A 26,074-nucleotide genomic window follows, 5' to 3' on the forward strand; every position below is an offset into this window, starting at 1 on the left:
AGCCGGTGGCCGAGGAATCCTCAGCCACCGGCTTTCAGAATACGTGCTAAACGGCAGCGCTGCTTTCGCCGACCTCAGGCGCAGCGACCGAGCCGCGGGCATCCAGGTCACGAAGCTGGCCTTCGATGTAGGACTTCAGGCGTGAGCGGTAGTCGCGCTCGAAGCCGCGGAGCTGCTCCACCTTGCGCTCGAGGACCGACCGCTGCTGCTCCAGGGCACCGAGAATCTTGCGGGACTTCTCCTGGGCATCGTTGACGAGGCTGCTGGCCTCGATCTGCGCTTCGGCAATGATCTTGTCGCGCTGGTCCTGGCCGTCAGCAATGTGGCGGTCGTGCATCTGCTGCGCCATGGCGAGCAGGCCTGCGGCCGATTCGGAGACGTTGCCACCAGCGGCCGGAGCCTGTGCCGCAACGGTTGCAGGCTGCTCGGCTTCCTTCTTCTTGGCAGCTTCGGCAGCCTTGGCTTCCGCCTCGGCCTTCGCACGCGATTCGTCCTTGTCGGACTTCGCGGGGGCGGGAACCTTTTCGACGACAGGTGCCACAGCTGCGGAAGCGGCAGGAGTTCCAGTGCCGCCCTCGGACAGCTTCTTGCGAAGTTCGTCGTTTTCCTGGTTCAGGCGGCGCAGTTCAACGACGATTTCGTCCAGGAAGTCATCAACTTCATCCTGGTCGTAGCCTTCGCGGAACTTGGTCGGCTGAAAGCGCTTGTTGACAACGTCTTCTGGCGTCAAAGCCATCTGGTCACCTCGTTGGTCTAGTTAGTCAGTAGGCCTTCCGGCCGTCAAAACTACGGTACCTAAATATGGTCTGGTTCCTCTAATTCAACACTGTGATGTCAAACCGGAGATTCTTCCGCGCGGACGGCGATCGGGTCAGGAACCGCCGCTGCGCTGCAAGCTATTGTGAAATTATGCGAGGCCCCTGGTGATCGCCATTGCCACGCTGAGGGCAATGAACAAAACCAGAAAGCCAAGGTCAAGCGAGACTCCGCCGAGCCTCAGAGGCGGGATGACGCGGCGGAGGACTTTCAGCGGAGGGTCCGTGACCGAGTACACGGCGTGGGCCGCCACGAGGGCCATGCCCCGCGGGCGCCAGTCCCGCGCGAACATCTGGACCCAGTCAAACACCAGCCGCACGATCAGGGCGACGAAGACGAACAGCAGGACAATATAGACAAGCCCGAAAACTAATCCCATGAGCTAACCCATATCTCCATGTTCGTTCCGGATGCCGTGGCGTCCTGTAGGTCTTGGCTGTTGATGCTGTCCGCTATTCCAGCACAAATACTACTTCAGCACGGATGCCAGGCAGGTGTCCCTGCCTGGCATCCGGATAGCCTGCTTAGCTTTGGTTGAAGAAGCTGGCGGTGGTCTCGCTGGCCTTCTTGTCATCGCCGATGACCTCAATGTATGACGGCGAGAGCAGGAAGACCTTGTTGGTGACCCGCTCAATGCTTCCGCGCAGGCCAAACACGAGTCCTGCAGAGAAATCCACCAGGCGCTTCGCGTCGGCCTCACCCATGTCGGTGACATTCATGATGACGGGGATGCCGTCCCGGAAGCTTTCACCAATCAGCTTGGCGTCATTGTAGGACCGCGGGTGGATCGTGGTGATCTGCCGCAGTCCGGTGGTCTCTTCGCGGCTCGACGCCGCACGTTTAATAGGTGTCACGGGTGCGCGGTATTCCTCTTCGGCGGCGGGTGGCGCCTCACGGACGACCTCGCGGACGGGTGCCGGAGCACGGCGTTCCTCGCGGTCAGGCTCCATTGAGTGGTCCTCATCCTTTTGCTGGGTGGAAAGCTCAGACTCGTAGTGTTCTTCGCCATCGGCGAGCCCAAGATAGATCATTGTCTTGCGCAGAGCGCCGGCCATGGTCGACTCCTAATCGTGTCCGTAAGCGGGCCGCCCAAAAAGTCTCGACAGCATTGGAATCCCCGCCATTCACTTCCAATACTCAGACGCTACCGCACCGCCGGGCGCGAACCGAGAATATCCGAACCAATTCTGAGGTGTGTCGCTCCGCACCTGATGGCGGCTTCGAGGTCCTGGCTCATGCCTGCAGAAACCCCGGTGGCATGCGGGTGGTCGGCCCTCAGCCGGGCTGAAATCCCGGACAGTTTCGCGAAGGCCCGGTCCGGGTCGGCCCCCAGCGGCGCCACGGCCATCACACCTGCCAGCCGGAGTCCGGCGGCTCCCTCCAGCTGATCGGCCAGGAGGGGCACGTCGGCGGGGGCGGCGCCGCCCCTGTGCGCCTCGGCGTCGTCGTCGAGGCTGACCTGGATGAAGCAGTCAAGGCTGCCCCGGCCTGAACGCTCCTGTTCCACGGCCATCGCACGGCCAAGCGCTTCCACCAGCTGGGAACGGTCCACGGAATGCACGGCGTGCGCGTACCGGACCACGGTTTTGGCTTTTTTGCTTTGGAGCTGGCCCACGAAATGCCACCTGACATCGAGTCCGCTCAGCAACGCCGCCTTTTCCGACGCTTCCTGGTCGCGGTTCTCCCCGAAGTCCGCCACGCCAAGCCCGGCCAGCCGGGCGATGTCCTCGGCGGGGTGGAATTTGGAGACCACAATGAGGCGTGGCGGGTCGTCGGTGCGCTCTGCGGCGGCCACCGCCGCCGCGATCCGCTGCCTGACGGCTGTCAGTCGTTGCCCCAGCTGGGCTGTCCGAGGGTCCGTTTCCGGCGTCATCTCACTCATGGGTCCACACCAGGCCGGCGAACCGTCCCGAGTTCCTGTCCCTCCGATAGGAGTAAAGCGTTTCGGTTTCCAAGGTGCAGGGTCCCCGGTGTTCAACCAGCACACCCTCTGATTCGAGTTGGCTCACCGCGCCGGCGGGCAAATCCAGAGCGGGAGTTCCCCACGTGGTGGCCGACCAGGCGGAAGGCGCGACGGCGGCGACCTCCTCGCGCAGTTCGGCCGGCACTTCGTAGCACCGCCCGCAGATTGACGGTCCGAGCCAGGCGCGGATGTTCCTGGCCCCCGCGGCGCGAAGCTGGTCCACGGCAGCGGGAATGACCCCCGAGGCCAGCCCCGGGCGCCCGGCGTGAACCACGCCAAGCACAGGGCCGGCGCCGCCGGAGTCGCCAACCAGCACCAAGGGAATGCAGTCGGCTACCATGACCGCCATCGGCAGCCTGCGGGAAACCATGGCATCCGCCGTGGGTGCCGCGGTGGCGGACTCCAGGACGGCCACGTCGTTTCCATGAACCTGGTTCATGTACTGGAACCGGCGGGGCGCGATGCCCGCCGCCTTATCCAGTTCCTCCCGGCGCCGCATCACCGACGGTCCATGATCGCCAACATGCAGTGCGAGGTTGCCCGCACCTGTGTCAGTGAATGCCACCGACACACCGGGGAAGACTTCAGCACGCCACAGAAACAATCAGAACACCGACAACAATCAAAAACACCGACAATCAGGAGAGCGACAGCAAGGAACCTCCCGGACGGCACTGCGGTCCGGGCAGCGCCTACTTCAGGAAGTCCGGAACATCCAGGTCGTCTGAGCGGCTGCCCGAGAGGTCCGGCTCAACAACCGACGGAAGGTCGACGTCGAACCCCGAGTCAGCGGGAACGGCAGAGGGACGCTGCTGGCCCCAGTTGCTCAGACCTGCTGCTCCGACTCCGGCGTGCACCGGCTGGACGTGGACCTGATGGTTGTTCGACGGCGCCTGGTTCGACGGCGCGGTGGCCGGAACCGCCGGGCGCTGGGGCGCGGACTGCGGCTGGTCCATGGAAGGAGAGGTGGCCTTGACGTCGTCGAAGCCGGCGGCAATCACCGTGACGCGGGCTTCGTCGCCGAGGGCGTCGTCGATCACCGCGCCGAAGATGATGTTGGCTTCGGGGTGCGCCACTTCCTGGACCAGGCGGGCAGCCTCGTTGATCTCGAACAGGCCGAGGTCCGAACCGCCCTGGATCGAGAGCAGAACGCCGTGGGCGCCGTCAATGGAGGCCTCAAGGAGTGGCGACGCAATGGCCAGTTCGGCGGCCTTGACGGCCCTGTCCTCGCCGCGCGCCGAGCCGATACCCATGAGGGCGGATCCGGCACCCTGCATGACAGACTTCACGTCGGCGAAGTCAAGGTTGATCAGGCCGGGGGTGGTGATCAGGTCGGTGATGCCCTGGACACCGGACAGCAGGACCTGGTCGGCGGAGCGGAACGCATCCAGCACCGAGACGTTGCGGTCACTGATGGACAGCAGGCGGTCGTTCGGGATGACGATCAAGGTGTCGACTTCGTCGCGCAGGGCGTCAATGCCGGCCTCGGCGGAACCCGCGCGGCGCCGGCCTTCAAATGTGAACGGACGGGTCACGACGCCGATGGTCAGTGCACCGAGGGAGCGGGCGATACGGGCCACGACGGGCGCGCCACCCGTTCCGGTGCCGCCGCCTTCGCCCGCAGTAACGAAGACCATGTCGGCCCCACGGAGCACTTCCTCGATCTCGTCGGCGTGGTCCTCGGCAGCCTGCTTGCCGACCTCCGGGTTGGCGCCTGCGCCAAGCCCGCGCGTCAGTTCGCGTCCGACGTCGAGTTTGACGTCGGCATCGCTCATCAGCAGGGCCTGGGCATCGGTGTTTATTGCGATGAATTCAACACCGCGGAGACCCACATCAATCATGCGGTTGACTGCGTTCACGCCACCGCCGCCGATGCCGACGACCTTGATGACGGCCAAGTAATTCTGCGGAGCTGCCACGTTACGTGTCCCTTGTTCGTGTCCTATTGCGAAAACTGATGGAGTCGAGCTTGAAGCTTTGAACCTTAACCTTCGAGTTGAAGGTTATAGTTATGTCAAGTAACTCATGTCTGTGACGCTATTTCCTATGCTTCGTACATTCAATGACCACCACCGCGTGTCGTACTAATCACCGCGAAATAGAGCGGATCAGCGCGTCACCGGGTGCCGCGGCACACTGATGTCGTAAGTATTGACCGGATTGGCCGGGTCTGCAGGAACCTTGAGAAGGGCTTCCAGCACCCGCGCCTTCAGTTCCCGCTCCCCCGCGTTGCCCCAGATGATCGTCTGGCCGTCTACCAGCTTCAGCTCCACCGCGTCCACGGACTTTGCAGAAGCGTTGGACAGCCTGCCCAGCACGCTTGGCGGCAGGGCACCGAGGACCGCTGTGGTGGCCTGGAAGAGGTCCTTGCCGATGGTGCCTGCTCCGCCGTCAATCACCGGCAGCTGCACCGCTTCGGGATCGGCCGTGGTGCTGAGGCGCACGCCGTCCACATCCACCAGGAGGTATTCCTGGCCCCGCTTCACCAGCGCTACGGGGACGCGCTCCTGCACCTGGACCACGAGGACTGAAGGAGGGTGCGCCTGCGTGGTTACCGACTTGATCTGGACGAGTGGTTTCAGCAGTCTGCTGACTTCCTCATCGCTCACTTGCGGCAGGGGTTTGCCTTCAAGCGGCTTGAGGGCGGCCTGGACCTGCTTGGCCTTGAGCAGCTTGGTGCCGCTCACCGTCACTGACTTGACCGCGAGCACCGGGGAGTAGACGGCCGCCAGGAGCAGGCCCGCCACAAGTGCAGCCGCCACGCAGGCGGCCACAATGATGTTCCGCCTGATCCGTTTGCCCTTGGGCTCGGGGAACGCAAGCACGTTGTCAGCCTCGGCGCTGGCGGATCCGGTTGTCGCGGACGCCGCGCCGTCCGGAGCCGCCTGCCTAAGCGTGCGCATTCCCCACGGCCGCTTTGCAGCCGCCAGCGGTGCTGCCGTGCCCTTCCCGGACGCCTCATGCCCGGGCTTGGTGCCCTGCCGTTTAGTGCCCTGCTTTTTGGTGCCCTGCTGCCGCTTCGCTGGCTCCGGGCGGCGTTCCTGGCCGTGGTCATGCGACGGGTCAGCGGGTGCGCTCTTGGACGCGGAGATGACGCCCGGCCGCTGCTCCCCACTGGCTTCCGGCGTTTTGTCCCGGTTTCCGGAGCTGACGGGCCGGTAGGTGGGCCGGCGCGTGCTAGCCACTGAGTGACTCCACGATGAGGGGCCCGTACGCGGTCACGTCTCCGGCGCCCGCTGTCAGGATGATGTCGCCCGGCTGCGCGGCTGCGTCCATGGCTTCGACTGCTGCTGCACCGCCTGCGACCCGGCGTCCTCCGGCCCCAAGGTGTGTGGCGATGAGTTCGCTGGTCACGCCGGGGATGGGATCCTCCCGCGCGGGATAGATGTCCAGCACCAGGGCGGTGTCAGCCGCGTTGAGGGCATCGGCGAACTCCTCGGCAAATTCCCTCGTCCTGGAGAACAGGTGCGGCTGGAAGAGGACGTGCACCTTGTGGCCCCCGGCGACGGAGCGCGCCGCGGCCAGGGCCGCGCGGACCTCGGTGGGATGGTGGGCGTAGTCATCGTAGACCCGCACTCCCCTGCCTTCACCCTTGAACTCGAACCGGCGTGACGCGCCGGAGAACCCTGCCAGGGCGGAGGCCGCCTTCGCCGCCCCTACCCCCAGCTCGAGCGCCACCGCCATTGCCGCGGCGGCATTGAGCGCGTTGTGGCGTCCGGGGACCTGGAGCGCAAGCGGAACCTGTCCTGCCGCCGTCGCGATGCTGACATTGCCGGGGCCACCGTCGAAGAGGCGCAAGTCGGCGTCGTCGGAAGTGCCGTACAGCACCACCCGGGTGTTGCCCCGCTGTCTCGTGCGCCGCGCCAGAGCCAGCGCCCCGGCGTCGTCCGCGCATGCCACGAGCACGCCGTCAGCGGGCAGCAGCTCCGTGAAACGGTCGAACGATTCATAGACCGCCTCGGCGGTGCCGTAATGGTCCAGGTGGTCCGGTTCGACGTTCGTGACCACGGCGATCTGCGGGCGGTAGTTGAGAAAGGACCCGTCGGATTCGTCCGCTTCGGCCACGAACACACTGGTGCTGCCGTGGGCCGCGTTAACTCCGAGCGACGGGACGTTGGCCCCGATGGCGAAGGACGGATCCAGGCCCGCACCCTGGAGAAGAACGGCGATCATGGACGTGGTGGTGGACTTCCCGTGCGTGCCGGCCACGGCGACCACGAGGTCGTCGGCCATCGTGGCCGCCAGGGCCTCCGAACGGTGGAGGACCGGCAACCCGGCAGCTTGGGCGGCGGCCAGCTCGGGATTGTCAGCCCGGATGGCCGACCCCGCCACCACGGTCTCGGCGTCGCCGAGGTTGGCGGCGGCGTATCCCACGGAAATCCTGGCTCCGGCCGCGGCAAGGTCTGCCATGACCGGCAGGTCTTTCGCGTCCGAACCGCTCACCGGCACGCCTCTGGCCACCATGATCCGGGCCACGGCGGACATGCCGACGCCGCCGATGCCGATGAAGTGCACGCGGCCAAGCGAGTCCTGGCTCAGTGTGCCGTTGCTGGTCATTTGGATACCGCTTCCAGTACAAGACCGGCCATGAGCCGGTCGGCATCCCTGATGCCTAGGTTTTCGGAGTTCGCTGCCATGGAATCGAGCCTCGCCCGGTCGGTCAGGAGGGGAATGAGCCGGCTCCGGACCCATTCCGGCGTGAAGTCACGGTCCGCCACCAGCAGTGCGCCCCCGGCCTGCACCAGCCCGTCAGCATTGAGGGCTTGCTCGCCGTTGCCGATGGGCAGCGGAACGAACACAGCGGGAACCCCCACGGCGGCGACTTCGCTCACCGTGGCTGCACCCGCACGGGCCAGCAGAAGGTCCGCTGCGGCGTAGACCGACTCCATGCCGTCAACGTATTCGAGCTGCCGGTAGCCGTCGGCCTGGAGGGCGTTGCCTTCGCTGTCCTCGATTGACTTGCCCCGGCCGGTGATGTGGAGCGTCTGGATCCCGGCCTCTGCCAGGGCACCGAGCGACGCGGCTACCGTCCGGTTGATGCTCTGGGCGCCGGACGAGCCGCCCGTCACGATGAGCACGGGCTTTTCGGGCTGCAGTCCAAGGGCGGCAAGGGCTGCACCGCGGGCCGATTCCCTGACCAGGGCAGAAACTTCCCGGCGCATGGGCATGCCGACATGACGGGCATTCCGCAGCGGCGTGCCGGCGAAGGCCACGGCCACGTGCCTGCTCAGCCGCGCACCCACCCTGTTTGCCAGTCCGGGACGGGCGTTGGCTTCGTGGATGACAATCGGAATGCTGCGCCGCCAGGCCGCGAGGTACATGGGCGTGCAGACGTAGCCGCCCACCCCCACCAGGACATCAGCCCGGGCGTCATCAAGGATGCGGCCGGCCTGCTTCACGGCACCGGCCAGGCGGGCAGGCAGACGCAGCAAATCCGGAGAGGGGCGGCGCGGGAACGGAACGCGGTCAATGGTGGCAAGCTCGATCCCCGCGGCAGGAACCAGTCTGGTCTCCATGCCCGCGGATGTTCCGACAGCGAGCAGCCGGGCGTCCGGACGCGCCTCACGGATGGCGGACGCGATGGCGAGCAGCGGATTGACATGCCCCGCCGTTCCACCGCCGGCGAGGACCACGGACAAAGACTCGGTTTTCATCAGATGCTGTTTACGCTTTCGTACGGGATTTCTTGCGTCCGGGCTTGCGGAGCGGGCCCAGCAGTTTCCTGGGCCGGAGGTTGGGCGCCATCTGGACCCGGGCCAGGGACAACACTACGCCGATTGCGCAGAGCGACATGAGCAGGGCCGACCCGCCGTAGGAAATGAAAGGCAACGGAACGCCGATCACCGGGACGAGGCCGGTGACCACTGCCATGTTCACCGTGGCCTGGCCCAGAAGCCAGACCATGATGGTGCCCGCGAGGACCCGGTGGAACAGGTCCTCCTGGGCCACCACCACACGGTAGATCGCGGCACCGAGGATGGCAAAGAGGATCAGTACGACGACGGTCCCCACCAGCCCGAGTTCCTCACCGATGATGGCGAAAATGAAGTCGTTGTGCGCTTCTGGTATCCAGCTGTACTTTTGCCGGCTCTGGCCCAGTCCGACACCGAACCAGCCGCCGGAGGCCAGCCCGTACAGGCCGTTGGTTGACTGGTAGTTGGCGTCCGTGCCGTCTCCGCAGGACTGTCCCGTCCACCACGAAGTGATGCGGCACATGCGGTTTGAGCTCGTCATGGCCATGACGGCCGTGGCCAGTATGCCGGCGACCGCTGCAAAGCCGAAGAGGTAGAGGCGCACCCCCGCGAAAAACAGCGCTGCGGCCATGATCATCATGATGATCATGCCCGTACCGAGGTCGTTTCCGGCGAGGACGAGTCCGATGATGCCGAGTGCCAGCGGCACTACCGGAACCACGGCATGCTGCCAGCGGTGGATTAGTTTGGATTTCTTGGCCAGCACGGTGGCCATCCACAGGGCCAAGGCTAGCTTGGCCGCCTCGGACGGCTGCAGTGTGAAGAACGAGCCTACTTCGATCCAGTTCTTGTTGCCGTTAACAGTAGTACCGATTAGCAGCACCAGCCCCAGGAGGCCGTAGGCGAGGATGATGCCCGGCCACGCCAGCCGCTTCAGCCAGACCACGTTGATCCGCGACAGCATGAACATGAAGAAGATGCCGATCCCCGCGAACAGCCCCTGCTTCAGGGCCGCCGTGTAGGGCGACTCCCCTGCTGCGATGGCCTCCACGCTGGACGCGGAGAGCACCATCATGATGCCGATCGCCGTCAGTGCGAGGGTAGCCCCCAGGATGAGGTAGTAGGTCGAGCCGTTCCGTGATTTCCCGGTTCCCTCCAGGGCGGACCAGAAGCGGCGGTACCAGCGCAGGAGCCTGGCCAGTGCCGGCGGCCGCTGCAGCGCTGTGCTGCCGGCGGGCCGCGATTGTCCGGCAGGCCTGCTTCGTCCGGCAGGTTTGGTCTGCCCGGAACGCTGTTTGGTGCGGGCGGCCGGTGTGCGGGAGGGCTGGGGGGCAGCCCCGCGGACTGTATCCGCCGTCCGCGGCTTGGCTGCCGCGGGACGTGTGGGCGTGCTGACCATTCTTACTCCTTGCCGGTCTGAGCCTGCCCTTCCACGAGCTCGCGGACTGCTTCAATGAAGGCGTCGCCACGGTGAGCGTAGGAAGAGAACTGATCCATGGAGGCAGCCGCCGGGGCCATGAGCACAGTGTCGCCTGAGGTGGCGAGCTGTGCCGCCGACGCGACGGCCAGTGCCATCACCGCCTCGCCGGATTCTGACGAAAGCTGCGCGGCGTCATGGCCCGTTCCGGCAGACTGCACATTTTCAGTGTCGCCCGTGACCGGCCGGATGACCGGTACATCCGGAGCGTGTCGCTGCAGCGACTCCTCGAGCGCCGCGGTGTCCCTGCCGATGAGCACTACGGCCTTGAGCCGGCGGGAGTGGCCGCGGACCAGTTCGTCGTAGCTGACGCCCTTGGAGAGGCCGCCGGCGATCCAGACAACGGGGTCGAAGGCCGACAGCGATGCGGCGGCAGCATGGGGGTTGGTGGCTTTGGAGTCGTTGATCCAGAGCACACCGTTATGCTTGGCCACGGGCTGGATGCGGTGGTTCCCGGGAATGTAGGATTTCAGCCCCTGCCGCACGTTTTCGGGGCTGAGCCCGTACGCCCGCACCAGGGCAGCCGCGGCCAGCGCATTGGCCACCATGTGCCGGGGGGCCACGGGGCCGAGATCAGCCATCGAGGCAAGCTCGGCCGCGCTGTCCCTGCGCTCAGCAATGAACGCGCGGTCCACGAGCAGGCCCTCCACGACGCCCACCATGCTGATGGCTGGTGTGACGGTGGTGAAGCCGACGGCCCGGCAGCCCTCCACGACGTCCGCGTCCTCCACCATGCGTTCGGTTTCGATTTGTTCGGCGTTGTAGATGCAGGCCTTCTGCGTGTGCTCGTAGATCTTGGCTTTGTCCGCAAGGTAGGACGTGTAGGAACCGTGCCAGTCCACGTGGTCCTCGGCCACGTTGAGGCAAACGCTCGCGACTGCCGAAACTGACTCGCACCAGTGCAGCTGGAAACTGGACAGCTCCACCGCGAAAACGTCGTACTCCACGGGATCCCGGAGGGCGTCAAGGATTGGTGTGCCGACATTGCCGACAGCGACTGCCTTGAGTCCCGCTGCCCGCAGCATTGACTCGGTCAGGCCGACCGTCGTCGTCTTCCCGTTTGTTCCGGTGATGGTCAGCCAGTCCGGCGTCTTGCGCCCTTCGCGGATCCGCAGGCGCCAGGCGAGTTCGACGTCGCCCCACACTGGAATGTGCGCGCGGGCGGCAGCGGCGAGCAGGGCCTGGTCCGGCCGCCAGCCTGGCGACGTCACGATCAGGTCCGGCTTCATGCCGTCGATTTTCGGTACCGACGTGACGGCGTCATCCCCCAGGAGGACGTCGGCGGCCCCGACGATCCTGAGGGTGTCCGCCTTTGCACTGGCCGTTTCGGACGTGGCAGCATCCACCACGACAACGCGGGCCCCCAATTCGATCAGCGTGTCGGCGGCCGAGAAGCCTGAAACGCCGATGCCCGTGACCACGACGCGAAGCCCGGCCCAGTCGGAGTCCCAGCTGACGAGGTCCTTCAGCCTGTCCGCTCCGGTTGCGGTGCCGCTCACAGCAGGACCACCCATTCTGCGTAGAAGATGCCCAGACCCGCGGCGACAAACAAGCCGGCCAGGATCCAGAAGCGGACGACCACGGTGACTTCGGCCCAGCCTTTCAGCTCGAAGTGGTGCTGAAGCGGAGCCATCTTGAAGAACCGCTTTCCCTTGGTCACCTTGAAGTAACCCACCTGGATAATGACTGAAAGGGTGATGAGTACGAACAGACCACCGATGAACGCGAGCAGCAGCTCGGTCCGCGACAGGATGGCAAAGCCGGCGATGGCGCCTCCGATCGCGAGGGATCCGGTGTCACCCATGAAGATCTTGGCAGGTGAGGTGTTCCACCAGAGGAAGCCCACGAGCGCCGCGCTCATGATGGCGGCCAGGAGAGCAAGGTCAAGGGGATCCCTGACGGAATAGCAGCCGCTTCCGGCTTGCCGTGGCGAACCGCAGGCCTGGTTACTCTGCCAGATGCCCATGAGTGTATAGGCGCCGAAGACCATCACCGCAGCACCCGCCGCCAGGCCGTCCAGCCCGTCAGTCAGGTTGACGCCGTTGGTGGCAGCAGTGACGATCAGGTTTGACCAGAGAACGAAGAGAATCGCCCCGATCACCGTCCCGCCGAAGGCGAGGTCAAGCCACGGGATGTCACGGACCAGTGAAATCTTTGTGGACGCCGGGGTAAGTCCGTCCGGGTCGGGAAAGTTTAGTGCCATCACGGCGAAGATAATGCCCACTGCGCCCTGCAGAATCAGCTTGGCCTTGGCGTCCAGGCCAAGGCTTCGCTGCCGCGAAATCTTGATGAAGTCGTCCAGGAAACCCACCAGGCCCATGCCCACCATCAGGAACAGCAGGAGCAGGGCCGAGGCAGATGGGCCCGCGGACCGCGGATTCAGCATCCACATGATGAGGTGCGTCAGTCCGTAGCTGAGCAGGACCGCCGCCACCACCACAGTTCCGCCCATGGTGGGCGTGCCGCGCTTGGTATGGTGCGAGGTTGGACCGTCGTCCCGGATGAACTGGCCATAGCTCTTGTGGACCAACAGGCGGATGAACAGCGGTGTTCCCACCAATGCCATCAGCAGGGCCAGGCCAGCGCCGATCAATAGTGCAATCACAGCTGCTCGCTCCCTTCGTTGGCGGTTGCGCGGGTTTGTGGGGGTAATGCTATCCGATCGCCCAAATGGCGGAGTCCCACGCTGTTCGAGGACTTGAACAGCACCAGGTCGCCGGGTTCCAGCTGCGCTTGCAGCACGTCAAAGGCCTCATCCACGGTCTCAGCGAAGATGCATTCCTCTCCCCACGAGCCTTCCTGGATGGCGGAGACGTACAGCGACCGTGCCTCCCGTCCCACCACCAGCAGGCGTGAGATGTTCAGCCGCACCACTTGGGTGCCGACGACGGTGTGTTCACGAATGGACTCGTCGCCCAGTTCGAGCATGGCTCCGAGTACTGCCCAGGTGCGGCGGCCGCGGCCAAGGTCGGCCAGCGTCCGCAGTGCTGCCCGCATGGATTCCGGGTTGGCGTTGTAGGCGTCGTTGATAACGGTCACTCCGTCGGCGCGTTCGGTCCGTTCCATGCGCCAGCGGCTGGCGGCCGACTGGGAGCTGAGGGACGCCGCGATGCGGGCCGCGGGGATGCCGGCGGCGTGGGCAGCAGCTGCCGCCGCGAGCAGGTTGGCGACATGGTGCTCGCCGATGAGCCTGCTGGTGACGCCGACGGGCTCCTCCCCCGGCAGTTCAAGGTCAAACTCGGGATGGCCGGAGGCGTTGGTGTCCAGGTTCAGGGCCCTGGCGACCGGTCCGTCTGCAGCGGCGTTCCGGGAGGAGAAACCGAACACCGCGGCTCGTGTGCGTCCGGACATGGGCGCCACGCGGGGATCGTCCAGGTTCAGGACGGCGGTGCCGGCTGCAGGCAGTGCTTCTACGAGTTCCCCCTTGGCGGTCGCGATGTTGTCCACCCCACCGAATTCGCCGGCGTGGGCCGTTCCCACACCCAGGACCACGCCGATTTCCGGTTGGACCATCTGGCTCAGGTAGGTGATGTGGCCGATGCTCGTAGCACCCATCTCGATGACGAGGAACCGGGTGTCAAAGCCGGCCTGGAATACCGTGAGGGGCACGCCCACTTCCCCGTTGTAGGACCCCTGGGGCGCCACGGTGTTGCCCTCGGTGGAAAGGATGCCGGACAGGAGGTCCTTGGTGGTGGTCTTGCCGGCCGAACCTGTAATGCCGATGACCGTGAGCTGTTCGCCTGCAGCCTCGCGGCGTGCCCTGATCCGGCGGACGCTCTCGGCCGCGAGGGCACCCATGGCCAGCACGGCGTCTTCGACCACCACGGCCGGATAGCTTCGCCCGGCGGCGTCGGTGACGTCGCGTTCGGCAAGTGCCAGCACGGCGCCGCGGTCAAAGGCCGCTCCCATGAAACTGTGCCCGTCGGCATTTTCGCCCGGCTTTGCCACGTACAGCGAACCGTTAATGGCTTCGCGGGAGTCGGTGACGACCGAGCCAGGAGTTATGCCGGGTTCGGCGAGGAGTCGGCCGCTGGTGATTTCGGCGATTTCCGCCGCAGTAAATGCAATCATGTCGGTCTAGGACTCTATCCGGTCGTCTTCAAGAACGGTGAATCCTTGTGCCGTCAAGGCTTTCCGGAGCTCCACCCTGTCGTCAAGGGCAAGGTTCACTCCCTTGACCTCCTGCCACACTTCGTGTCCCCGCCCGGCAACGAGGATTGTGTCCTCCGGGGCTGCCAGTTCAACAGCCTTGCGGATGGCCTCGTCGCGGGGGAAGACCTCCAGGATCCGGCAGTCGAGCTGTTCGATCTCCTTCGCGTCCGTGGCTCCGACCAGCACATCAGCCCGGATGGAAGCGGCGTCCTCGTCATGCGGGTCGTCGTCGCTAATTATCACAACGTCGGCAAGCCGCGCCGCGATGGCCCCCATGGCAGGCCGTTTGCCCTGGTCCCGCTGCCCGGTGGCGCCGAAGACGACAATGACCCGGGACGAAGGTTCGGTTGACCTGACGGCCTCCAGCGCACGGGCCAGCGCATCGGGATTGTGCGCAAAGTCAACCACGGCGGCAGGCTTGGCGGAAACGAGTTGCATCCTGCCGGGCACCGCGACGGTGAACGGGTCGGCGGCGTCGAGGGCAGCCTGCACGTCGGCCGCGTCCGCTCCGGCCGACAGGACCATGGCCAACGCAAGCGCGGCATTGGAGACGTTGAAGCTTCCGGGCAGCCCGGTGTGAACCCTCAGCTCCACGCCCGTGCGGCCCCGAAGGGTAAATTCGGTCCCGAGGCCGCGGGGCCGCGGGTCGGTGACGGTCCAGTCGGAGCGCTCAGCGGAAGGGGAGGAATCCTTCGTTCCGACTAGCGGCAGCGTGGAAAGCGTGGTGACCGGGAGCTTGGTCTCCGCGGCGAGGCGGCGCCCCCAATCGTCGTCGACCGTTACGACGGCGGCGCGGGCGCGCTCCGGCGTAAAAAGCTCCGCTTTTGTGCGGAAGTACTCGTCCATGGTTCCGTGCAGGTCAAGGTGGTCCTGGGTGAGGTTCGTGAAGCCGACGACGTCGAACACCACACCATCAACCCGGCGGAACTCGACCGCGTGTGAGGACACTTCCATAGACGCCGCATCGAGTCCCCGTTCGCGCATCAGTGCGAGCAGGGCATGGACGTCGGTGGATTCCGGCGTCGTCAGAAGGCTGGGAATCGGTTCGCCGCCGGCCAAGATCTCGATGGTGCCGATCAGGCCGGTCTTCTTACCCAGGGCCTGCAGCAGCGAGTTGACGAAGTATGTAGTGGTGGTCTTGCCGTTGGTGCCCGTGACGCCTAAAAGCGACGGCCGAGAGCCGTCCCCGGCCTGGCTCCGGTAAATCAGCGCGGACAGGAGGCCCACCACGGCGCGCGGCCCGTCCACCACAAGTACCGGTACGGAAACGTCGGGTGACAGCGCAAGGAGCCGCGCTCCGGCGTCGTCCGTCAGCACGGCGACCGCGCCTGACTCAATGGCGGTCGCGGCGAAGTCCGCGCCGTGCCGGGTGGAACCCGGCAGCGCCACGTAGAGATCGCCGCGCTCCACCGTACGCGAATTGAGGGAGATCCCGGTGACCTGGACGGAGGCCGAGGCTCCGGCCACCGTGACGCCGACCGACTGGCCGATGACACCCAGCTCGACTGCGGCGACGGCCGTGGGCCGGAAACCGCTGCGGGCCGTCTGCCCGTCCGTGGCATCGGCAGCGCCGGGGGCATTGTGCTCTGACAAGTGGATCTCCGTTGGTTTTAGTGGACCAACGGACACGGCAGAACGAAGCGTTCACGTGTACCGCGGTCATGATTAAGCGGCGTGTTACTTGGCGTACTGCGGCAGTCTGACCGGTGCGCCCTTGGACGGCGGAACGTTGTACGTCCGCAATACCTGGCTCATGACCGAACGGAACACAGGCCCGTTGGTGATGCCGTAAATGGAACCCTTGGGCCGCTGCAGGACCACCTCAACAATAAACCGCGGATCGTCCATCGGCGCCATTCCCAGGATAGAAGCGGTGTAGCCGCAGAACCCGGCCGTTCCGTCATCGCACGGCGATTCGGATGTTCCTGTCTTGGCTCCGACGCGGTAACCGTCGAGGGCCGCTTCCTTGATTTCGCCCTCGGTGACGGCGCTTTCCAGCATGTCCCGGACCTGCTTGGCAGTGTTCTTGGAGACGACCTGGCGGGAGGGCTTGGCCGGCACCTTCTCTTCGCTGCCGTCGGGACTGATGTAGCTGTCTATCAGCCGGGGCTGCAGCATGACGCCGTCATTTGCAATAGTCTGGTAGGCACGCACGGTCTGCAGCGTCGACTGAGACACGCCCTGGCCGAATAGCACAGTGTATTGCTGCCGATCGTCCCATTGCGCCGCCGGAGTCAAAATGCCTTTCGCTTCGGCTGGAAGTCCGATCTCCGGCGTCTCCCCGATGCCGAACTTCTGCAGCCAGTCGTGCCGCTGATCCTTGGTCATGCGGCTGCCCGCCATCACGGTTCCCGTGTTCATGGAGTAGCCGATGATACCGGCGAGAGTCCTTCGCTCCGTGCCATGGGAAAACGCGTCATCGAACTGCTGGCCGTCGATCACCAGGGAGGGCGGGATCGTGAAGGTGTCCAGCGGGCTGGACTTGCCTTCCTGGATCAGCGCGGAGGCAACCAGCGGTTTCTCCACGGATCCGGGCTCGTAGGCTGCGGTCACGGCCCGGACGCCGCGGTCCTTGGCCGCCACTTTGCCAGGATCGTTGGGGTCGGGTGCGTTGGTGTCTGCCATGGCAATGAGGTTGCCGGTCTTGATGTCCGAGACGATGATGACGCCCCATTCGGCACTCAGCTTGTCAGCCTGGCTCTGGATGGCCTGCTGCGCGAAGTACTGGATGTCGGAATTGAGGGTGAGCTTGACGTCCTTGCCGTCCTGCGCCGGCGTCAGCTGGTCCACGCCCACGGGGATCCGGAGGCCGTCCGCGCCGATCTCGAACAGGCGCTTGCCGGGAGTCCCCCTGAGGATCCCGTCCTGGGTCTGCTCGAGTCCGGCCTGCCCTTTATCGCCGTTCTCCAGGAAGCCGACGATGCCGCCGGCCACCGAGCCGTTCGGGTAGACGCGTTTGCTGGTTCCCTCCGAGAATATGCCCGGAATCTGCAGCTTGGATACGCGGTCTTCAACGTCGGGCTTAAGGTCTTTGGCCACGATGTAGTACGTCTTCTTGCCTGTGACGGCGTTCCGCACGTCATCGGCATTCATGCCCAGGACGGCGGCAAGCTCAGAGATCCCCTGGTCGCGGGAAATCGTGACGAGTTCCTCTTCACCGTTGACATTCTCAAGCCGTTTGAAGGATTCCGTCTTGGTATTGACGGCTTGGTCAACCGTGATGTTGTAGCGGATCACGCTGTTGGCCAGCACCGTGCCGTTTGCGTCCACAATGCTGCCGCGTTCCGCGGGCAGCACCGTCGGCCGCAGGCGGTTGTCCAGTGCAGCCTCTGCCATGCCACCGACGTCGAGTCCCTGGACCAGGAAGAGTTTTCCGCCCACCACCACGAGCAATGCCAGCATGATGCTGAGTCCGAGGCGCAGCCGCTTGGTAGCGTTCGGGACTTTCTGCCTGCTTGCCTTGCCTTGCGCCACGATCATCCCTTACTGCTTGCCTTGCTGGCTGCTAGCCACGTCCGCCCTGCCAGTTACTGCCCCGGCGCCTTTTGTGCCGGTGCCGGGATGGTTCCTCCGTTGAGGACCGCCGCCGGTTTCGCCGCGGCCACGGGTGCCGCTGCAGCCGGTGCCGCGCCGCCCTCGTCTGCTGCAGGTCGCCGGCTTTCCAATGGTTCGTTGGTGCTGGCCGGCGGCACGACGTTGAGCTGGCCGGGGACGGCAGGTGCAGCAATGACTGCTCCCGCGGAGTCGCCCTTGACGGCCGGCTTGGCCGTTCCGCTGACAGTCAACGTGGACAGATCAATCTGGCCCTTGCCGGTGGAAGCAACCATTCCCAATTGTGTGGCCTTGGCCGCCAGATTCTGCGGAGCTTCGAAGTTTTGGACCTGCTGTGTCAGATCCTGGTTCTGCTTGGTGAGCGCAGTCTGTTCACTGCGGAGCTTCACCAGCTGATACTGGGCAGTGGACACAGAGATATTGAGGACGAGCACGGCCATCAGGGCGACGGCCAGCATGCCAAAGCACAGAACCACGAAGGGGGCCCGGCGTTTCCTGGGAAGGGACCGGACCACCGACAGCGGCGTACGTGCCTTGCGGGCTCCGGACAGCCCGGTGTCCACGTCCCCGGCGGTCCGGCCGGAGGAGACGGTGAAGTTCTTGACAGCTGCGGCGCTCATGCGGCTCTCCTGGCTCTGATGCGTTCCACTGCGCGCAGCCGGGCAGAAGCTGCGCGCGGATTCTCCGCGATCTCGACGGCGGTAGGCACCTCGGTGCCTTTGGTAAGGGTCTTGAGTTCGGCCTTGTGTTCTTCGAGTTCAACCGGGAATCCCAGCGGAGCCGACGACTTGGAACCCGCTTGGAAGACGCTTTTCACGATCTTGTCCTCAAGCGAGTGGTAGGACATCACGACAATCCGTCCGCCCAGGGCAACGGCGTCCACCGCCGCGGGGACGGCACGTTCGAGCACGTCCAGTTCCTCATTGACCTCTATCCGCAGGGCCTGGAACGTCCGCTTGGCCGGGTGCCCCCCTGACTTGGCGGCAGAGGAGGGGACAACAGCCCGGATCTGCTCCACGAGTTCGCCGGTGGTGGCAAACGGCTTCATGGCGCGGGCCGCGACAATCCGGTTGGCGATGCGGCCCGCGAACTTCTCCTCACCCCACTTGCGGATGATCCTCACCAGGTCTTCTTCGCTGTAATTGTTCACGACGTCGGCCGCCGTCTGTCCGCGGCTGGTGTCCATCCGCATGTCCAACGGAGCATCAAACGAGTAGGCAAACCCGCGTTCCCGCTCGTCCAGCTGCAGGGAAGATACGCCCAGGTCCATCAAGATGCCGTGGACCTCGGAAATGCCCAGGTCTTCGAGGACCTCGGCAATTTCGTCGTAGACAGCGTGGACAAGGTCGGTGCGCTGGGCGAACGGCTTCAGCCGCTCACCGGCGAGGGCCAGAGCCTCTTCGTCGCGGTCGATCCCCACCAGGTGGAGGTCGGGGAAGCGCTGGAGCATGGCTTCCGAATGGCCGCCCATTCCCAGAGTGGCGTCGATTGCCACCGGAGTCTCGCCGCGCAGGCGTGCCGCCTCGAATCCCGGGGCCAACAAATTGATGCACCGGTCCTTCAGGACCGGCACATGGCGTTCGGACGTCGGTTTGGGGTCGTGTTCGTTCATACCTTCGTCCTTCCTAGCTTGCCTCGGGTTGTTTCTTAAGCCAGATCCCCATCCGCGCCTATCCTGGTGACCGCCTGGCTCCGGGGAAGTGAGCCAGGAGGACGGTTGGATGGGCGGCTGGAGATCTCGTCCAAGAAACAGGTCAGATGTTTCGTGCCGGCACTCAGAGAATTCCGGCGATGGGGTTGTCGGTTTCGGAGAAGGAGGTTTCCTTTTCCGCCAGGTACACATTCCAGGCCTCGGCGTCCCAAATCTCAGCGCGGGTGCCGGCACCAATCACTGCCAACTCCCTGCCAAGGCCTGCGTACTCCCGAAGGGCAGGAGGGATAGTCACCCGCCCTTGCTTGTCAGGTACCTCGTCCGAGGCTCCGGAGAGAAAAACACGAATGTAGTCACGAGCCTGCTTGTTGGAGATGGGAGCCTCCCGGATCTGCTCATGAACCTTCGCGAATTCCTGCTCGCTAAAGACATAGATGCAGCGCTCCTGGCCTCGCGTGAGAACAAGTCCGCCGGCAAGCTCCTCACGGAACTTGGCGGGAAGAATGATCCGCCCCTTTTCGTCCAGACGAGGCGAGTGTGTCCCCAGGAACACATCCCACCGCCCGTCTGCCGTCAGAAGCCGAACAACCCCGCGCTGCCACTACCCTCTTACGTCCTCCACTTTACTCCACTTCTCCCCACAGTCAACGCAACACGGGGAATTCTCCGCCGCTTGGATAAACATTTCCCGCGTCTTTCAGGGGTCTGGCCCGGGGTGGGAAGTGGAGGGGAAATCGGGGGGCGGTACACGCCACCCACCGGGAAATGCGGAAGCACAATCCGAGGGTCGCTTCCCCACCGCGGTGCCGGGCCCAGCGAGGTGGGCGGAAGGGCTGCCAATCCGCGGTCTTCCGGGGAAAACGCTCACCCAGCAGTTCCCGGCCAGGCGGTGGGAGCATTAAACAACAATGACCCGCCGGAGCGGGTCATCGTTTCAAGTGCACCGAGGAGGTCGTGTGGTGCGAAGTGGAGGTCGCTGGAAGTTCGGGTGGTGCGAAGTGGAGGACGCGGAGGTCAGGACTCGCCGCGGCGCCTTTCGTCCCAGCGCTCTTCAAGGCTGTTCATGAATGAGCTTTTGCCTTTGGACTTCTTTCCGCGCCCGCCGGTTTTTGCTTTGCCGGCCGAGGCGCTGCGCATCGTGGCGAAGTACACCCCCGCGCCCATGACGATAAATCCGAGGACACCAACGAAGATGTTCTGCAGGGAAACCCCCACCAAGAGGAGCAGGACTCCTGCCAGGGTCGCCAGTACGCCAATCACGATGTGCCGGGTGGACCATGTGCGGCCAGCATCCGAGCCCATGGAATTGGCGAACTTGGGATCGTCCTCATGCAGTTGCCTCTCGAGTTGCTCGAGCAGCTTCTGTTCGTGCTCCGAGAGCGGCATCACGACCTCCTTAAGTAGGCCAACGTCCGGACTGGTCGGGACCAGCTGTTCCTGCCACGTCAACGACCGGCATGCTTTACAGGTTCCCGGCCGTCCTTCGTTGGCAGGTCCTAGGATCCAAGCATACGGACGCTGGCGGGTCAGGTGATCCACACATGTCCAGACGTTCGAAATCTTTGTATCTCTAAGGATAGTTTGTTGAGCGGTGTTGTGAAAGACGCTATTCACGGACCGCAACCTTGATAACCCCTGAAAACCCGGCGAAATCTCCGGACCCGGTCCGGCTGTGTACAGCCGGCGTTCAGGGCCGGCCGGGAGGCATCTTGGCGGAGGCTCCCCCGGGGTCCAGCAGCCTCGCCGGAAGCACGGATTTGCTGCCGAATTTCTCCGTCACCCTGTCCAGCGCCTGCTCTGCGGCCCGCCAGTTGTCATCACGCCGGTCGAAGCTCAGCTGCAGCGACGTCTGTGCTGCGGCCTCCAGTTGCTCGGCACGCACACCCACCAGCCGGACCGTCATGGGGCGGTTTCCCAGGGACTCCAGCAGCTGGACTGCCACGGCGTAGATCAGCTGGGCGCTGTCAACCGGAGCATGCACCGTTCGGCTCCGGGTCACCGTGGAGAAATCGGCGTACCGCAGCTTAAGCGCAACTGTCCGCGCAACCATGCCGGACGCCCGCAAGCGTTCGGCGGTCCGGTGGGAGAGCCGCAGCAGTTCCCTATGGAGCAGGGCGGCGTCTGCGGTGTCCACGGCAAATGTTTCCTCTGCCCCAATGCTCTTCTCCAGCCGGACGGGGGTCACGGCCCTCGGGTCAATGCCCCACGACAGCCGGTGGACGTGTTCGCCCGTGGCGCCCAGCGCTTTCTTGAGCGACGCGACAGGAGTGGCGGCAACGTCAGCGACAGTCCGGATTCCCATCCGCGCAAGCACGTCCGCGGTCTTGGCACCGACGCCCCACAGAGCGTTGACCGGGAGACTATGGAGGTACGGCACCGTCTGCTCGGGCCGGATCAGCAGCAGGCCATCGGGCTTGCAGCGCGTCGAGGCGATCTTTGCCACGAATTTGCTGGCGGCGATGCCCACCGAGGCGGTGATGCCTAATTCGTTGGAGACCCTGCGCCTGATCAGCTCTCCGATGTCCTGCGGCGGGCCGAGCCGGCGGATCGCTCCCCCGACGTCGAGGAAGGCCTCGTCCACGCTCAGCGGCTCCACAAGCTCGGTGATGGATTCAAAAATGGACATCAGCTGCCCGGAAACTTCGTAGTAGAGCTTATGCCTGGGTTCGATGATGATGGCCTGGGGGCACATGCGGTGCGCTACGACCATAGGCATTGCGGACTTGATGCCGAAAGCCCGCGCTTCATACGAGGCCGAGAGCACCACGGAGCGGTCAGCGGGAAACCCCACGATGACAGGTCTGCCGCGCAGCTCCGGGCGTCCGCGCAGTTCCACGGAGACGAAGAACGCGTCCATATCCACATGCAGAATGCTGCTGCGCCGGAGGTCCCGAAGACGCGCTTCGAGTTGCTCTTTGTCCTGGTCCGGCCCCACACCTGCAATCCTATGCCCTGGGACTGACTAAACTGGAGGCTGCATCCGGCATCAAACCCCAGGAGGAACGCACCTGTGAAGGTCATTGGAACGCACATGCCTGCAGGACTTGTCCTGCTTGCGGCCGGCACGGTGATGGCAGTGATGTCGGCCTGCGCGGCGCCTGCCCCTGGACCAGGCGCATCCACTGAAGCTGCTGTTTCGACCTCGGCCCTGGCGCAGGCGAGCACCACGGCTCCGCCCAGCCCGTCAGCTTCGCCCGGCACCTCAGCCACTGTGGGGGCACTCGTCGCCGGGTTCCCGCAAAAGCTTCTTCCGCTCATGCCCGGGGCCAAGGTCGTGGCGAGCAGTTTCGACAAGTCGGCTTCCCCCGCCACCGTCGCCCTGGTGGGATCCGCTGCCGCCAGGCCTGCCGCCGTCGTCGCTTTTTACACCAAAGCACTCGAGGCTCAGGGATTCAAGGCCGTTCCGGGCAACAGCGTCGGCACCGTTGCCTCCAAGGACTTCGTCCGGGCCGGCAATGAGACCGTCAACATCGCGGTCCCGGAGAATGCAGGCGTATCCACGTTCACCATCGGCGCCAACGTGGCACCTGAGTCCGTCAAGTGATGGTGGCCGAACAGCTGCGCGTCGAACAGACAGCCTTCGTGGCTGCTGTCGCGGGCAAGCTCACAGACTTCCTGACGTCGAGACAATCCGTGATGACCGCAATCTCGCCGGATATCGATCCCATCATGGGCTCCATCTCAAACCTGGTCACCGGAGGCAAGCGGCTCCGTGCACTCATGTGTTACTGGGGATGGCGCGGAGCCGGCGGACCGGCATCCGCCGCGGACGTCATCACCGCCGGCGCGGCTCTCGAGCTGTTCCAGGCTGCGGCGCTGATCCATGACGACATCATCGACCGTTCAGACACGCGGCGTGGCGGCCCCAGCGTCCACCGCCGGTTCAGCCAGCTGCACGAGAGTCAGGGCTGGGCCCTCGACAGTGAACGGTTTGGCCACGCGGCAGCCATCCTTGCCGGCGACCTATGCCTGTCGTTCAGCGAAGAAGCATTCACCGAGATCGGCGAGCAGGCGGCGTCCGGGAGCCGGGCGAGGCTGATCTTTAACCTCATGCGGGCCGAAGTCATGGCCGGCCAATACCTGGACATTCTTGAAGAGGTCGCCGGACCTGTGCGCGACCGCGCCGGCGCCGTGAGCCGGGCGCAGTCGATCATCCGCTTCAAATCGGCCAAGTACTCAACTGAGCACCCGCTCGCTTTGGGCGGAGCGCTCGGAGGGGCCTCGGATGAGCTCCTTCGCGGCTACTCTGCATTCGCACTGCCGCTGGGCGAGGCCTTCCAGCTCCGCGACGACGTCCTGGGCGTCTTTGGGGACCCGGTCACCACCGGGAAGCCCGCGGGGGATGATCTGAGGGAAGGCAAGCGGACTGTATTGGTGGCCTTTGCCCTGGATCTGTCGACACCGGAGGAATCGGCCTATATCGACGCGAAGCTCGGCAGTCCGGATCTGAGCGACGAAGACGTTGCGGAGATCCGCAGGATCATTGCGGACTGCGGTGCGCTGCACGCAACCGAAGTCCTCATCGACGAGTTCGGGGCGGCGGCGTTTGATGCACTCGAGTTGCTCCCGTTGGACGACCTGCCGAAGACCGCCTTGCGGAAGCTGGCTGAAGCCACAGTAAGCCGCACCGCCTGAGACGAACGCAGGGACGGGCCGTCCTGGCCCGTCCCTGCGCTGCGCGAACAACCGAGGTCTGAGCCTCGCCCCGCCTGCCTGCGTGCCTGCCTGTCAGGCCAGGGACGCGTCTACCAGGCCAGGGACTGGGCGCGCCGGCGGATCTCGGTTTTGCGCCCTTCCCGCAGCGCGTCAACGGGGCGGCCGCGCAGCGAATCGTCGGGCGTAAAGAGCCAGGTGATGAGTTCTTCGTCTGAGTAGCCGGCATCGGACAAGACAATAATCGTGCCCTTGAGGCTTTCCACCACGTGTCCGTCCTGCAGGAAGGCCGCAGGCACGCACCGGATGCGGCGATCGCCCACGCGGAGCGCGGCCAGCGCGCGTTCATCCAGCAGCCCGTGGACTTTGGTGATGGAAACGTCCAGCAGCTGGGCTACATCGGGCAGGGGCAACCAGTCGCCAACAAGGCTTTCTACAGTACTCACGGGTCAAGATTGCCATGACCGGCGCATGCACGCCTAGTCGGCGGGGTGCAGCCACGGTTTTTCGTTGATTTCACAGCGCGACACACCAGAAAGCCTAACTTTCCGCATGCCAGGCAATTCTTGTGCTAAATGCAAAATCGTGAGAGATTCTCATAGACCACATTTGCAACAAAAATAACTTGAGTAACACTAGTATCATTAGTCACACTGGCCTGACCGACAGCATTCGCCGCTGAGAAGAGGATCTTTCCCATGACGACGACCCGCTCGCCAAAGCAGCCCCCCAGGCCGAGCCTTCCCATGATTGCAGCGACGACAGCAACGCTGCCTGCCGTCATGCTGTCCTCCCTGGCGCTCGCCCAGCCCGCCGCTGCGGACGCACAGCCCAGCGCGATTCCCGCAATGCTTGCTGCCGCCATGCAAGCCCAGGCAGCTGCGGCCAAAGCCGGCGTCATTCCCGCCGCGTCCGTTCCGGCCACCATTCCGGCCGGCTTGCAGCCTTCCCGTGCAACGCCTAGCAGCCATACGGTTGTCCGAGGCGATACGGTCAGCGGCATCGCCGGCCGCTACGGCCTGAGCACATCGGGGGTGCTCAAGCTGAACAAGCTGAAACTCAACTCGGTGATTTATCCCGGCCAGAGGATCAAGTTGACTGCCGCCGCACCCGCCGCCAAGAAGGCACCGGTTGCCGCAGCCAGCACCGGCGGCAGAACGTATACCGTTAAATCCGGCGACACCCTGGGCGGCATCGCTGCCCGGCACGGTGTCAAGCTGTCCCAGGTACTGGGATGGAACCGCCTGAGCCTGTCGTCGGTCATCTACCCGGGACAGAAAATCAAGATCGGCGCCGGGGTGGCAGTGTCGCCCGCTTCGGCCAGCCCGGCTCCCGCTGCCCAGGCCTCATCCCGGTCCTACACCATCAAGTCCGGGGATACGCTGTCCGGAATTGCTGCACGGCACGGAGTCCGGCTTGCCGACATCCTGGCGGCGAACCGGCTCAAGGTAACCAGCATCATCTACCCCGGTCACAAGCTGGTCATCCCGGGGAAGTCCACCGGCGCACTCCAGCCGGCATCCAGCGTCACTCCGTTGGTGCCCAGTTCCTTCCTTGGCTACACCTACCCCGCGGCAGTAGTGAGCTCCGCCAACAAGAACAAGGCACTGCTCAACGCGTCGCCGGTGCCGACATTGGCGCAGATGCAGTCCATCGTGGCCGATACAGCCCGGCGCATGGGAGTGGACCCTGCCCTCGCCAAAGCCTTCGCCTACCAGGAGTCGGGGTTCAACCAGCGCGCCGTGTCCCCTGCCAATGCCATCGGCACCATGCAGGTCATACCCTCCTCGGGCGAGTGGGCATCCGATCTTGTCGGGCGGAAGCTCAACCTGCTTGACCCGTACGATAACGCGACCGCCGGCGTGGCCATCATCCGGCAGCTCATCCGCACAAGCAAGAACACGGACTACGCAATCGCCGGCTACTACCAGGGTCAGTATTCAGTCAGCAAGCACGGCATGTACTCCGATACCAAGGCCTACGTTGCGGCCATCAAGGCGCACCGGAAGACTTTCAGCTAAACCCCCCGGCGCCCCCATCCGCGTGGTGCAGGGGCCGCTGCGGATAACGATACGGGTCCGGATCGCATGTTGATTCGGACCCGTTTCCGTGCAGCA

Annotated in this window: 25 protein-coding genes; 3 read left to right on the top strand and 22 right to left on the bottom strand. The window is 64.8% G+C overall.

Going from position 1 to position 26,074, the window contains the following annotated elements; all coding sequences use genetic code 11:
• Positions 1–46 precede the first annotated feature (46 nt).
• From LQ144_RS06030 to dinB, 20 genes are all read right to left on the bottom strand, one after another.
• Entirely contained in the window at positions 47–736 is a 690-nt protein-coding gene (locus LQ144_RS06030) for a DivIVA domain-containing protein (protein ID WP_230117665.1), read from the bottom strand.
• A gap of 171 nt (positions 737–907) precedes the next feature.
• Positions 908–1,195 (bottom strand): YggT family protein, encoded by a 288-nt coding sequence (locus tag LQ144_RS06035; protein WP_230117666.1) that lies wholly within the window; start codon positions 1,193–1,195, stop codon positions 908–910.
• Positions 1,196–1,340: 145 nt separating this feature from the next.
• Entirely contained in the window at positions 1,341–1,871 is a 531-nt protein-coding gene (gene sepF / locus LQ144_RS06040; RefSeq protein WP_230117667.1) for a cell division protein SepF, read from the bottom strand.
• A gap of 89 nt (positions 1,872–1,960) precedes the next feature.
• Positions 1,961–2,698, bottom strand: a complete 738-nt coding sequence (locus tag LQ144_RS06045) for a YggS family pyridoxal phosphate-dependent enzyme (protein ID WP_230117668.1) — start codon at positions 2,696–2,698, stop codon at positions 1,961–1,963.
• Positions 2,691–3,383 (bottom strand): polyphenol oxidase family protein, encoded by a 693-nt coding sequence (locus tag LQ144_RS06050; protein WP_230117669.1) that lies wholly within the window; start codon positions 3,381–3,383, stop codon positions 2,691–2,693. The genes LQ144_RS06045 and LQ144_RS06050 overlap by 8 nt, the downstream gene beginning before the upstream one ends.
• A gap of 88 nt (positions 3,384–3,471) precedes the next feature.
• Positions 3,472–4,698 (bottom strand): cell division protein FtsZ, encoded by a 1,227-nt coding sequence (gene ftsZ, locus LQ144_RS06055; RefSeq protein ID WP_230117670.1) that lies wholly within the window; start codon positions 4,696–4,698, stop codon positions 3,472–3,474.
• Positions 4,699–4,887: 189 nt separating this feature from the next.
• On the bottom strand, positions 4,888–5,964 hold the full coding sequence (locus LQ144_RS06060; protein ID WP_354962129.1) for an FtsQ-type POTRA domain-containing protein: 1,077 nt from the start codon (positions 5,962–5,964) through the stop codon (positions 4,888–4,890).
• Complete coding sequence (gene murC, locus LQ144_RS06065) at positions 5,957–7,336, bottom strand: UDP-N-acetylmuramate--L-alanine ligase (protein WP_230117671.1); 1,380 nt, start codon at positions 7,334–7,336, stop codon at positions 5,957–5,959. The genes LQ144_RS06060 and murC overlap by 8 nt, the downstream gene beginning before the upstream one ends.
• Complete coding sequence (gene murG / locus LQ144_RS06070) at positions 7,333–8,433, bottom strand: undecaprenyldiphospho-muramoylpentapeptide beta-N-acetylglucosaminyltransferase (RefSeq protein ID WP_230117672.1); 1,101 nt, start codon at positions 8,431–8,433, stop codon at positions 7,333–7,335. The genes murC and murG overlap by 4 nt, the downstream gene beginning before the upstream one ends.
• Positions 8,434–8,443: 10 nt before the next feature.
• Positions 8,444–9,871, bottom strand: a complete 1,428-nt coding sequence (ftsW, locus tag LQ144_RS06075; protein WP_230117673.1) for a putative lipid II flippase FtsW — start codon at positions 9,869–9,871, stop codon at positions 8,444–8,446.
• Between the two features lie 2 nt (positions 9,872–9,873).
• The gene (gene murD, locus LQ144_RS06080; protein ID WP_230117674.1) at positions 9,874–11,463 is read right to left on the bottom strand and encodes a UDP-N-acetylmuramoyl-L-alanine--D-glutamate ligase; all 1,590 of its coding nucleotides are present in this window, start codon (positions 11,461–11,463) and stop codon (positions 9,874–9,876) included.
• On the bottom strand, positions 11,445–12,554 hold the full coding sequence (gene mraY, locus LQ144_RS06085; RefSeq protein ID WP_230117675.1) for a phospho-N-acetylmuramoyl-pentapeptide-transferase: 1,110 nt from the start codon (positions 12,552–12,554) through the stop codon (positions 11,445–11,447). The genes murD and mraY overlap by 19 nt, the downstream gene beginning before the upstream one ends.
• The gene (gene murF, locus LQ144_RS06090; RefSeq protein WP_230117676.1) at positions 12,551–14,020 is read right to left on the bottom strand and encodes a UDP-N-acetylmuramoyl-tripeptide--D-alanyl-D-alanine ligase; all 1,470 of its coding nucleotides are present in this window, start codon (positions 14,018–14,020) and stop codon (positions 12,551–12,553) included. The genes mraY and murF overlap by 4 nt, the downstream gene beginning before the upstream one ends.
• Before the next feature lie 6 nt (positions 14,021–14,026).
• Entirely contained in the window at positions 14,027–15,694 is a 1,668-nt protein-coding gene (locus tag LQ144_RS06095; protein ID WP_230117677.1) for a UDP-N-acetylmuramoyl-L-alanyl-D-glutamate--2,6-diaminopimelate ligase, read from the bottom strand.
• Positions 15,695–15,778: 84 nt separating this feature from the next.
• Positions 15,779–17,581, bottom strand: a complete 1,803-nt coding sequence (locus LQ144_RS06100) for a penicillin-binding protein 2 (protein WP_230117678.1) — start codon at positions 17,579–17,581, stop codon at positions 15,779–15,781.
• 47 nt (positions 17,582–17,628) lie between these two features.
• A complete protein-coding gene (locus LQ144_RS06105) occupies positions 17,629–18,273 on the bottom strand; it encodes a hypothetical protein (RefSeq protein WP_230117679.1) in 645 nt (214 codons plus the stop codon).
• Positions 18,270–19,265, bottom strand: coding sequence for a 16S rRNA (cytosine(1402)-N(4))-methyltransferase RsmH (gene rsmH / locus LQ144_RS06110; protein WP_230117680.1), 996 nt, complete (start codon positions 19,263–19,265; stop codon positions 18,270–18,272). The genes LQ144_RS06105 and rsmH overlap by 4 nt, the downstream gene beginning before the upstream one ends.
• 163 nt (positions 19,266–19,428) lie before the next feature.
• Positions 19,429–19,857: a division/cell wall cluster transcriptional repressor MraZ gene (mraZ, locus tag LQ144_RS06115; protein WP_230117681.1), complete on the bottom strand. Its 429-nt coding sequence runs from the start codon at positions 19,855–19,857 to the stop codon at positions 19,429–19,431.
• A 461-nt stretch (positions 19,858–20,318) separates the two neighbouring features.
• Positions 20,319–20,690 carry a DUF3040 domain-containing protein gene (locus LQ144_RS06120; protein WP_230117682.1) on the bottom strand — a complete coding sequence of 124 codons (372 nt, stop codon included), beginning with the start codon at positions 20,688–20,690 and terminating at the stop codon, positions 20,319–20,321.
• Positions 20,691–20,991: 301 nt separating this feature from the next.
• Complete coding sequence (gene dinB / locus LQ144_RS06125; RefSeq protein WP_230117683.1) at positions 20,992–22,239, bottom strand: DNA polymerase IV; 1,248 nt, start codon at positions 22,237–22,239, stop codon at positions 20,992–20,994.
• 75 nt (positions 22,240–22,314) lie between these two features.
• On the opposite strand from dinB, the gene LQ144_RS06130 reads away from it, so the two are divergent.
• Together LQ144_RS06130 and LQ144_RS06135 are read left to right on the top strand one after the other, a co-directional pair.
• Positions 22,315–22,848 carry a hypothetical protein gene (locus LQ144_RS06130; protein WP_230117684.1) on the top strand — a complete coding sequence of 178 codons (534 nt, stop codon included), beginning with the start codon at positions 22,315–22,317 and terminating at the stop codon, positions 22,846–22,848.
• On the top strand, positions 22,848–23,939 hold the full coding sequence (locus LQ144_RS06135) for a polyprenyl synthetase family protein (protein WP_230117731.1): 1,092 nt from the start codon (positions 22,848–22,850) through the stop codon (positions 23,937–23,939). Before LQ144_RS06130 ends, LQ144_RS06135 begins: the two co-directional genes overlap by 1 nt.
• A gap of 110 nt (positions 23,940–24,049) precedes the next feature.
• Here the strand turns inward: LQ144_RS06135 and LQ144_RS06140 are convergent, their stop codons facing one another.
• Together LQ144_RS06140 and LQ144_RS06145 are read right to left on the bottom strand one after the other, a co-directional pair.
• Entirely contained in the window at positions 24,050–24,403 is a 354-nt protein-coding gene (locus LQ144_RS06140) for an Rv2175c family DNA-binding protein (RefSeq protein ID WP_230117685.1), read from the bottom strand.
• A gap of 125 nt (positions 24,404–24,528) precedes the next feature.
• Positions 24,529–24,741 (bottom strand): hypothetical protein, encoded by a 213-nt coding sequence (locus tag LQ144_RS06145; protein ID WP_230117735.1) that lies wholly within the window; start codon positions 24,739–24,741, stop codon positions 24,529–24,531.
• Here LQ144_RS06145 and LQ144_RS06150 point away from each other — a divergent pair.
• On the top strand, positions 24,656–25,978 hold the full coding sequence (locus LQ144_RS06150) for a lytic transglycosylase domain-containing protein (RefSeq protein WP_230117686.1): 1,323 nt from the start codon (positions 24,656–24,658) through the stop codon (positions 25,976–25,978). The genes LQ144_RS06145 and LQ144_RS06150 overlap by 86 nt on opposite strands.
• The last annotated feature ends 96 nt before the right edge of the window (positions 25,979–26,074 follow it).

Origin of the sequence: Arthrobacter sp. Bi83 (assembly GCF_918698095.1) — a bacterium.
Classification (GTDB): domain Bacteria; phylum Actinomycetota; class Actinomycetes; order Actinomycetales; family Micrococcaceae; genus Arthrobacter.

Bases quoted from the DNA above. Each gene is read 5' to 3' on its own strand.
- LQ144_RS06030 (WP_230117665.1), bottom strand. From the start codon at position 736: ATGGCTTTGACGCCAGAAGACGTTGTCAACAAGCGCTTTCAGCCGACC.
- LQ144_RS06035 (WP_230117666.1), bottom strand. From the start codon at position 1,195: ATGGGATTAGTTTTCGGGCTTGTCTATATTGTCCTGCTGTTCGTCTTC.
- sepF (WP_230117667.1), bottom strand. From the start codon at position 1,871: ATGGCCGGCGCTCTGCGCAAGACAATGATCTATCTTGGGCTCGCCGAT.
- LQ144_RS06045 (WP_230117668.1), bottom strand. From the start codon at position 2,698: ATGAGTGAGATGACGCCGGAAACGGACCCTCGGACAGCCCAGCTGGGG.
- murC (WP_230117671.1), bottom strand. From the start codon at position 7,336: ATGACCAGCAACGGCACACTGAGCCAGGACTCGCTTGGCCGCGTGCAC.
- murG (WP_230117672.1), bottom strand. From the start codon at position 8,433: ATGAAAACCGAGTCTTTGTCCGTGGTCCTCGCCGGCGGTGGAACGGCG.
- ftsW (WP_230117673.1), bottom strand. From the start codon at position 9,871: ATGGTCAGCACGCCCACACGTCCCGCGGCAGCCAAGCCGCGGACGGCG.
- murD (WP_230117674.1), bottom strand. From the start codon at position 11,463: ATGGGTGGTCCTGCTGTGAGCGGCACCGCAACCGGAGCGGACAGGCTG.
- murF (WP_230117676.1), bottom strand. From the start codon at position 14,020: ATGATTGCATTTACTGCGGCGGAAATCGCCGAAATCACCAGCGGCCGA.
- LQ144_RS06100 (WP_230117678.1), bottom strand. From the start codon at position 17,581: ATGATCGTGGCGCAAGGCAAGGCAAGCAGGCAGAAAGTCCCGAACGCT.
- LQ144_RS06105 (WP_230117679.1), bottom strand. From the start codon at position 18,273: ATGAGCGCCGCAGCTGTCAAGAACTTCACCGTCTCCTCCGGCCGGACC.
- rsmH (WP_230117680.1), bottom strand. From the start codon at position 19,265: ATGAACGAACACGACCCCAAACCGACGTCCGAACGCCATGTGCCGGTC.
- LQ144_RS06120 (WP_230117682.1), bottom strand. From the start codon at position 20,690: ATGCCGCTCTCGGAGCACGAACAGAAGCTGCTCGAGCAACTCGAGAGG.
- LQ144_RS06135 (WP_230117731.1), top strand. From the start codon at position 22,848: ATGGTGGCCGAACAGCTGCGCGTCGAACAGACAGCCTTCGTGGCTGCT.
- LQ144_RS06150 (WP_230117686.1), top strand. From the start codon at position 24,656: ATGACGACGACCCGCTCGCCAAAGCAGCCCCCCAGGCCGAGCCTTCCC.
- LQ144_RS06145 (WP_230117735.1), bottom strand. From the start codon at position 24,741: ATGACGGCAGGCAGCGTTGCTGTCGTCGCTGCAATCATGGGAAGGCTC.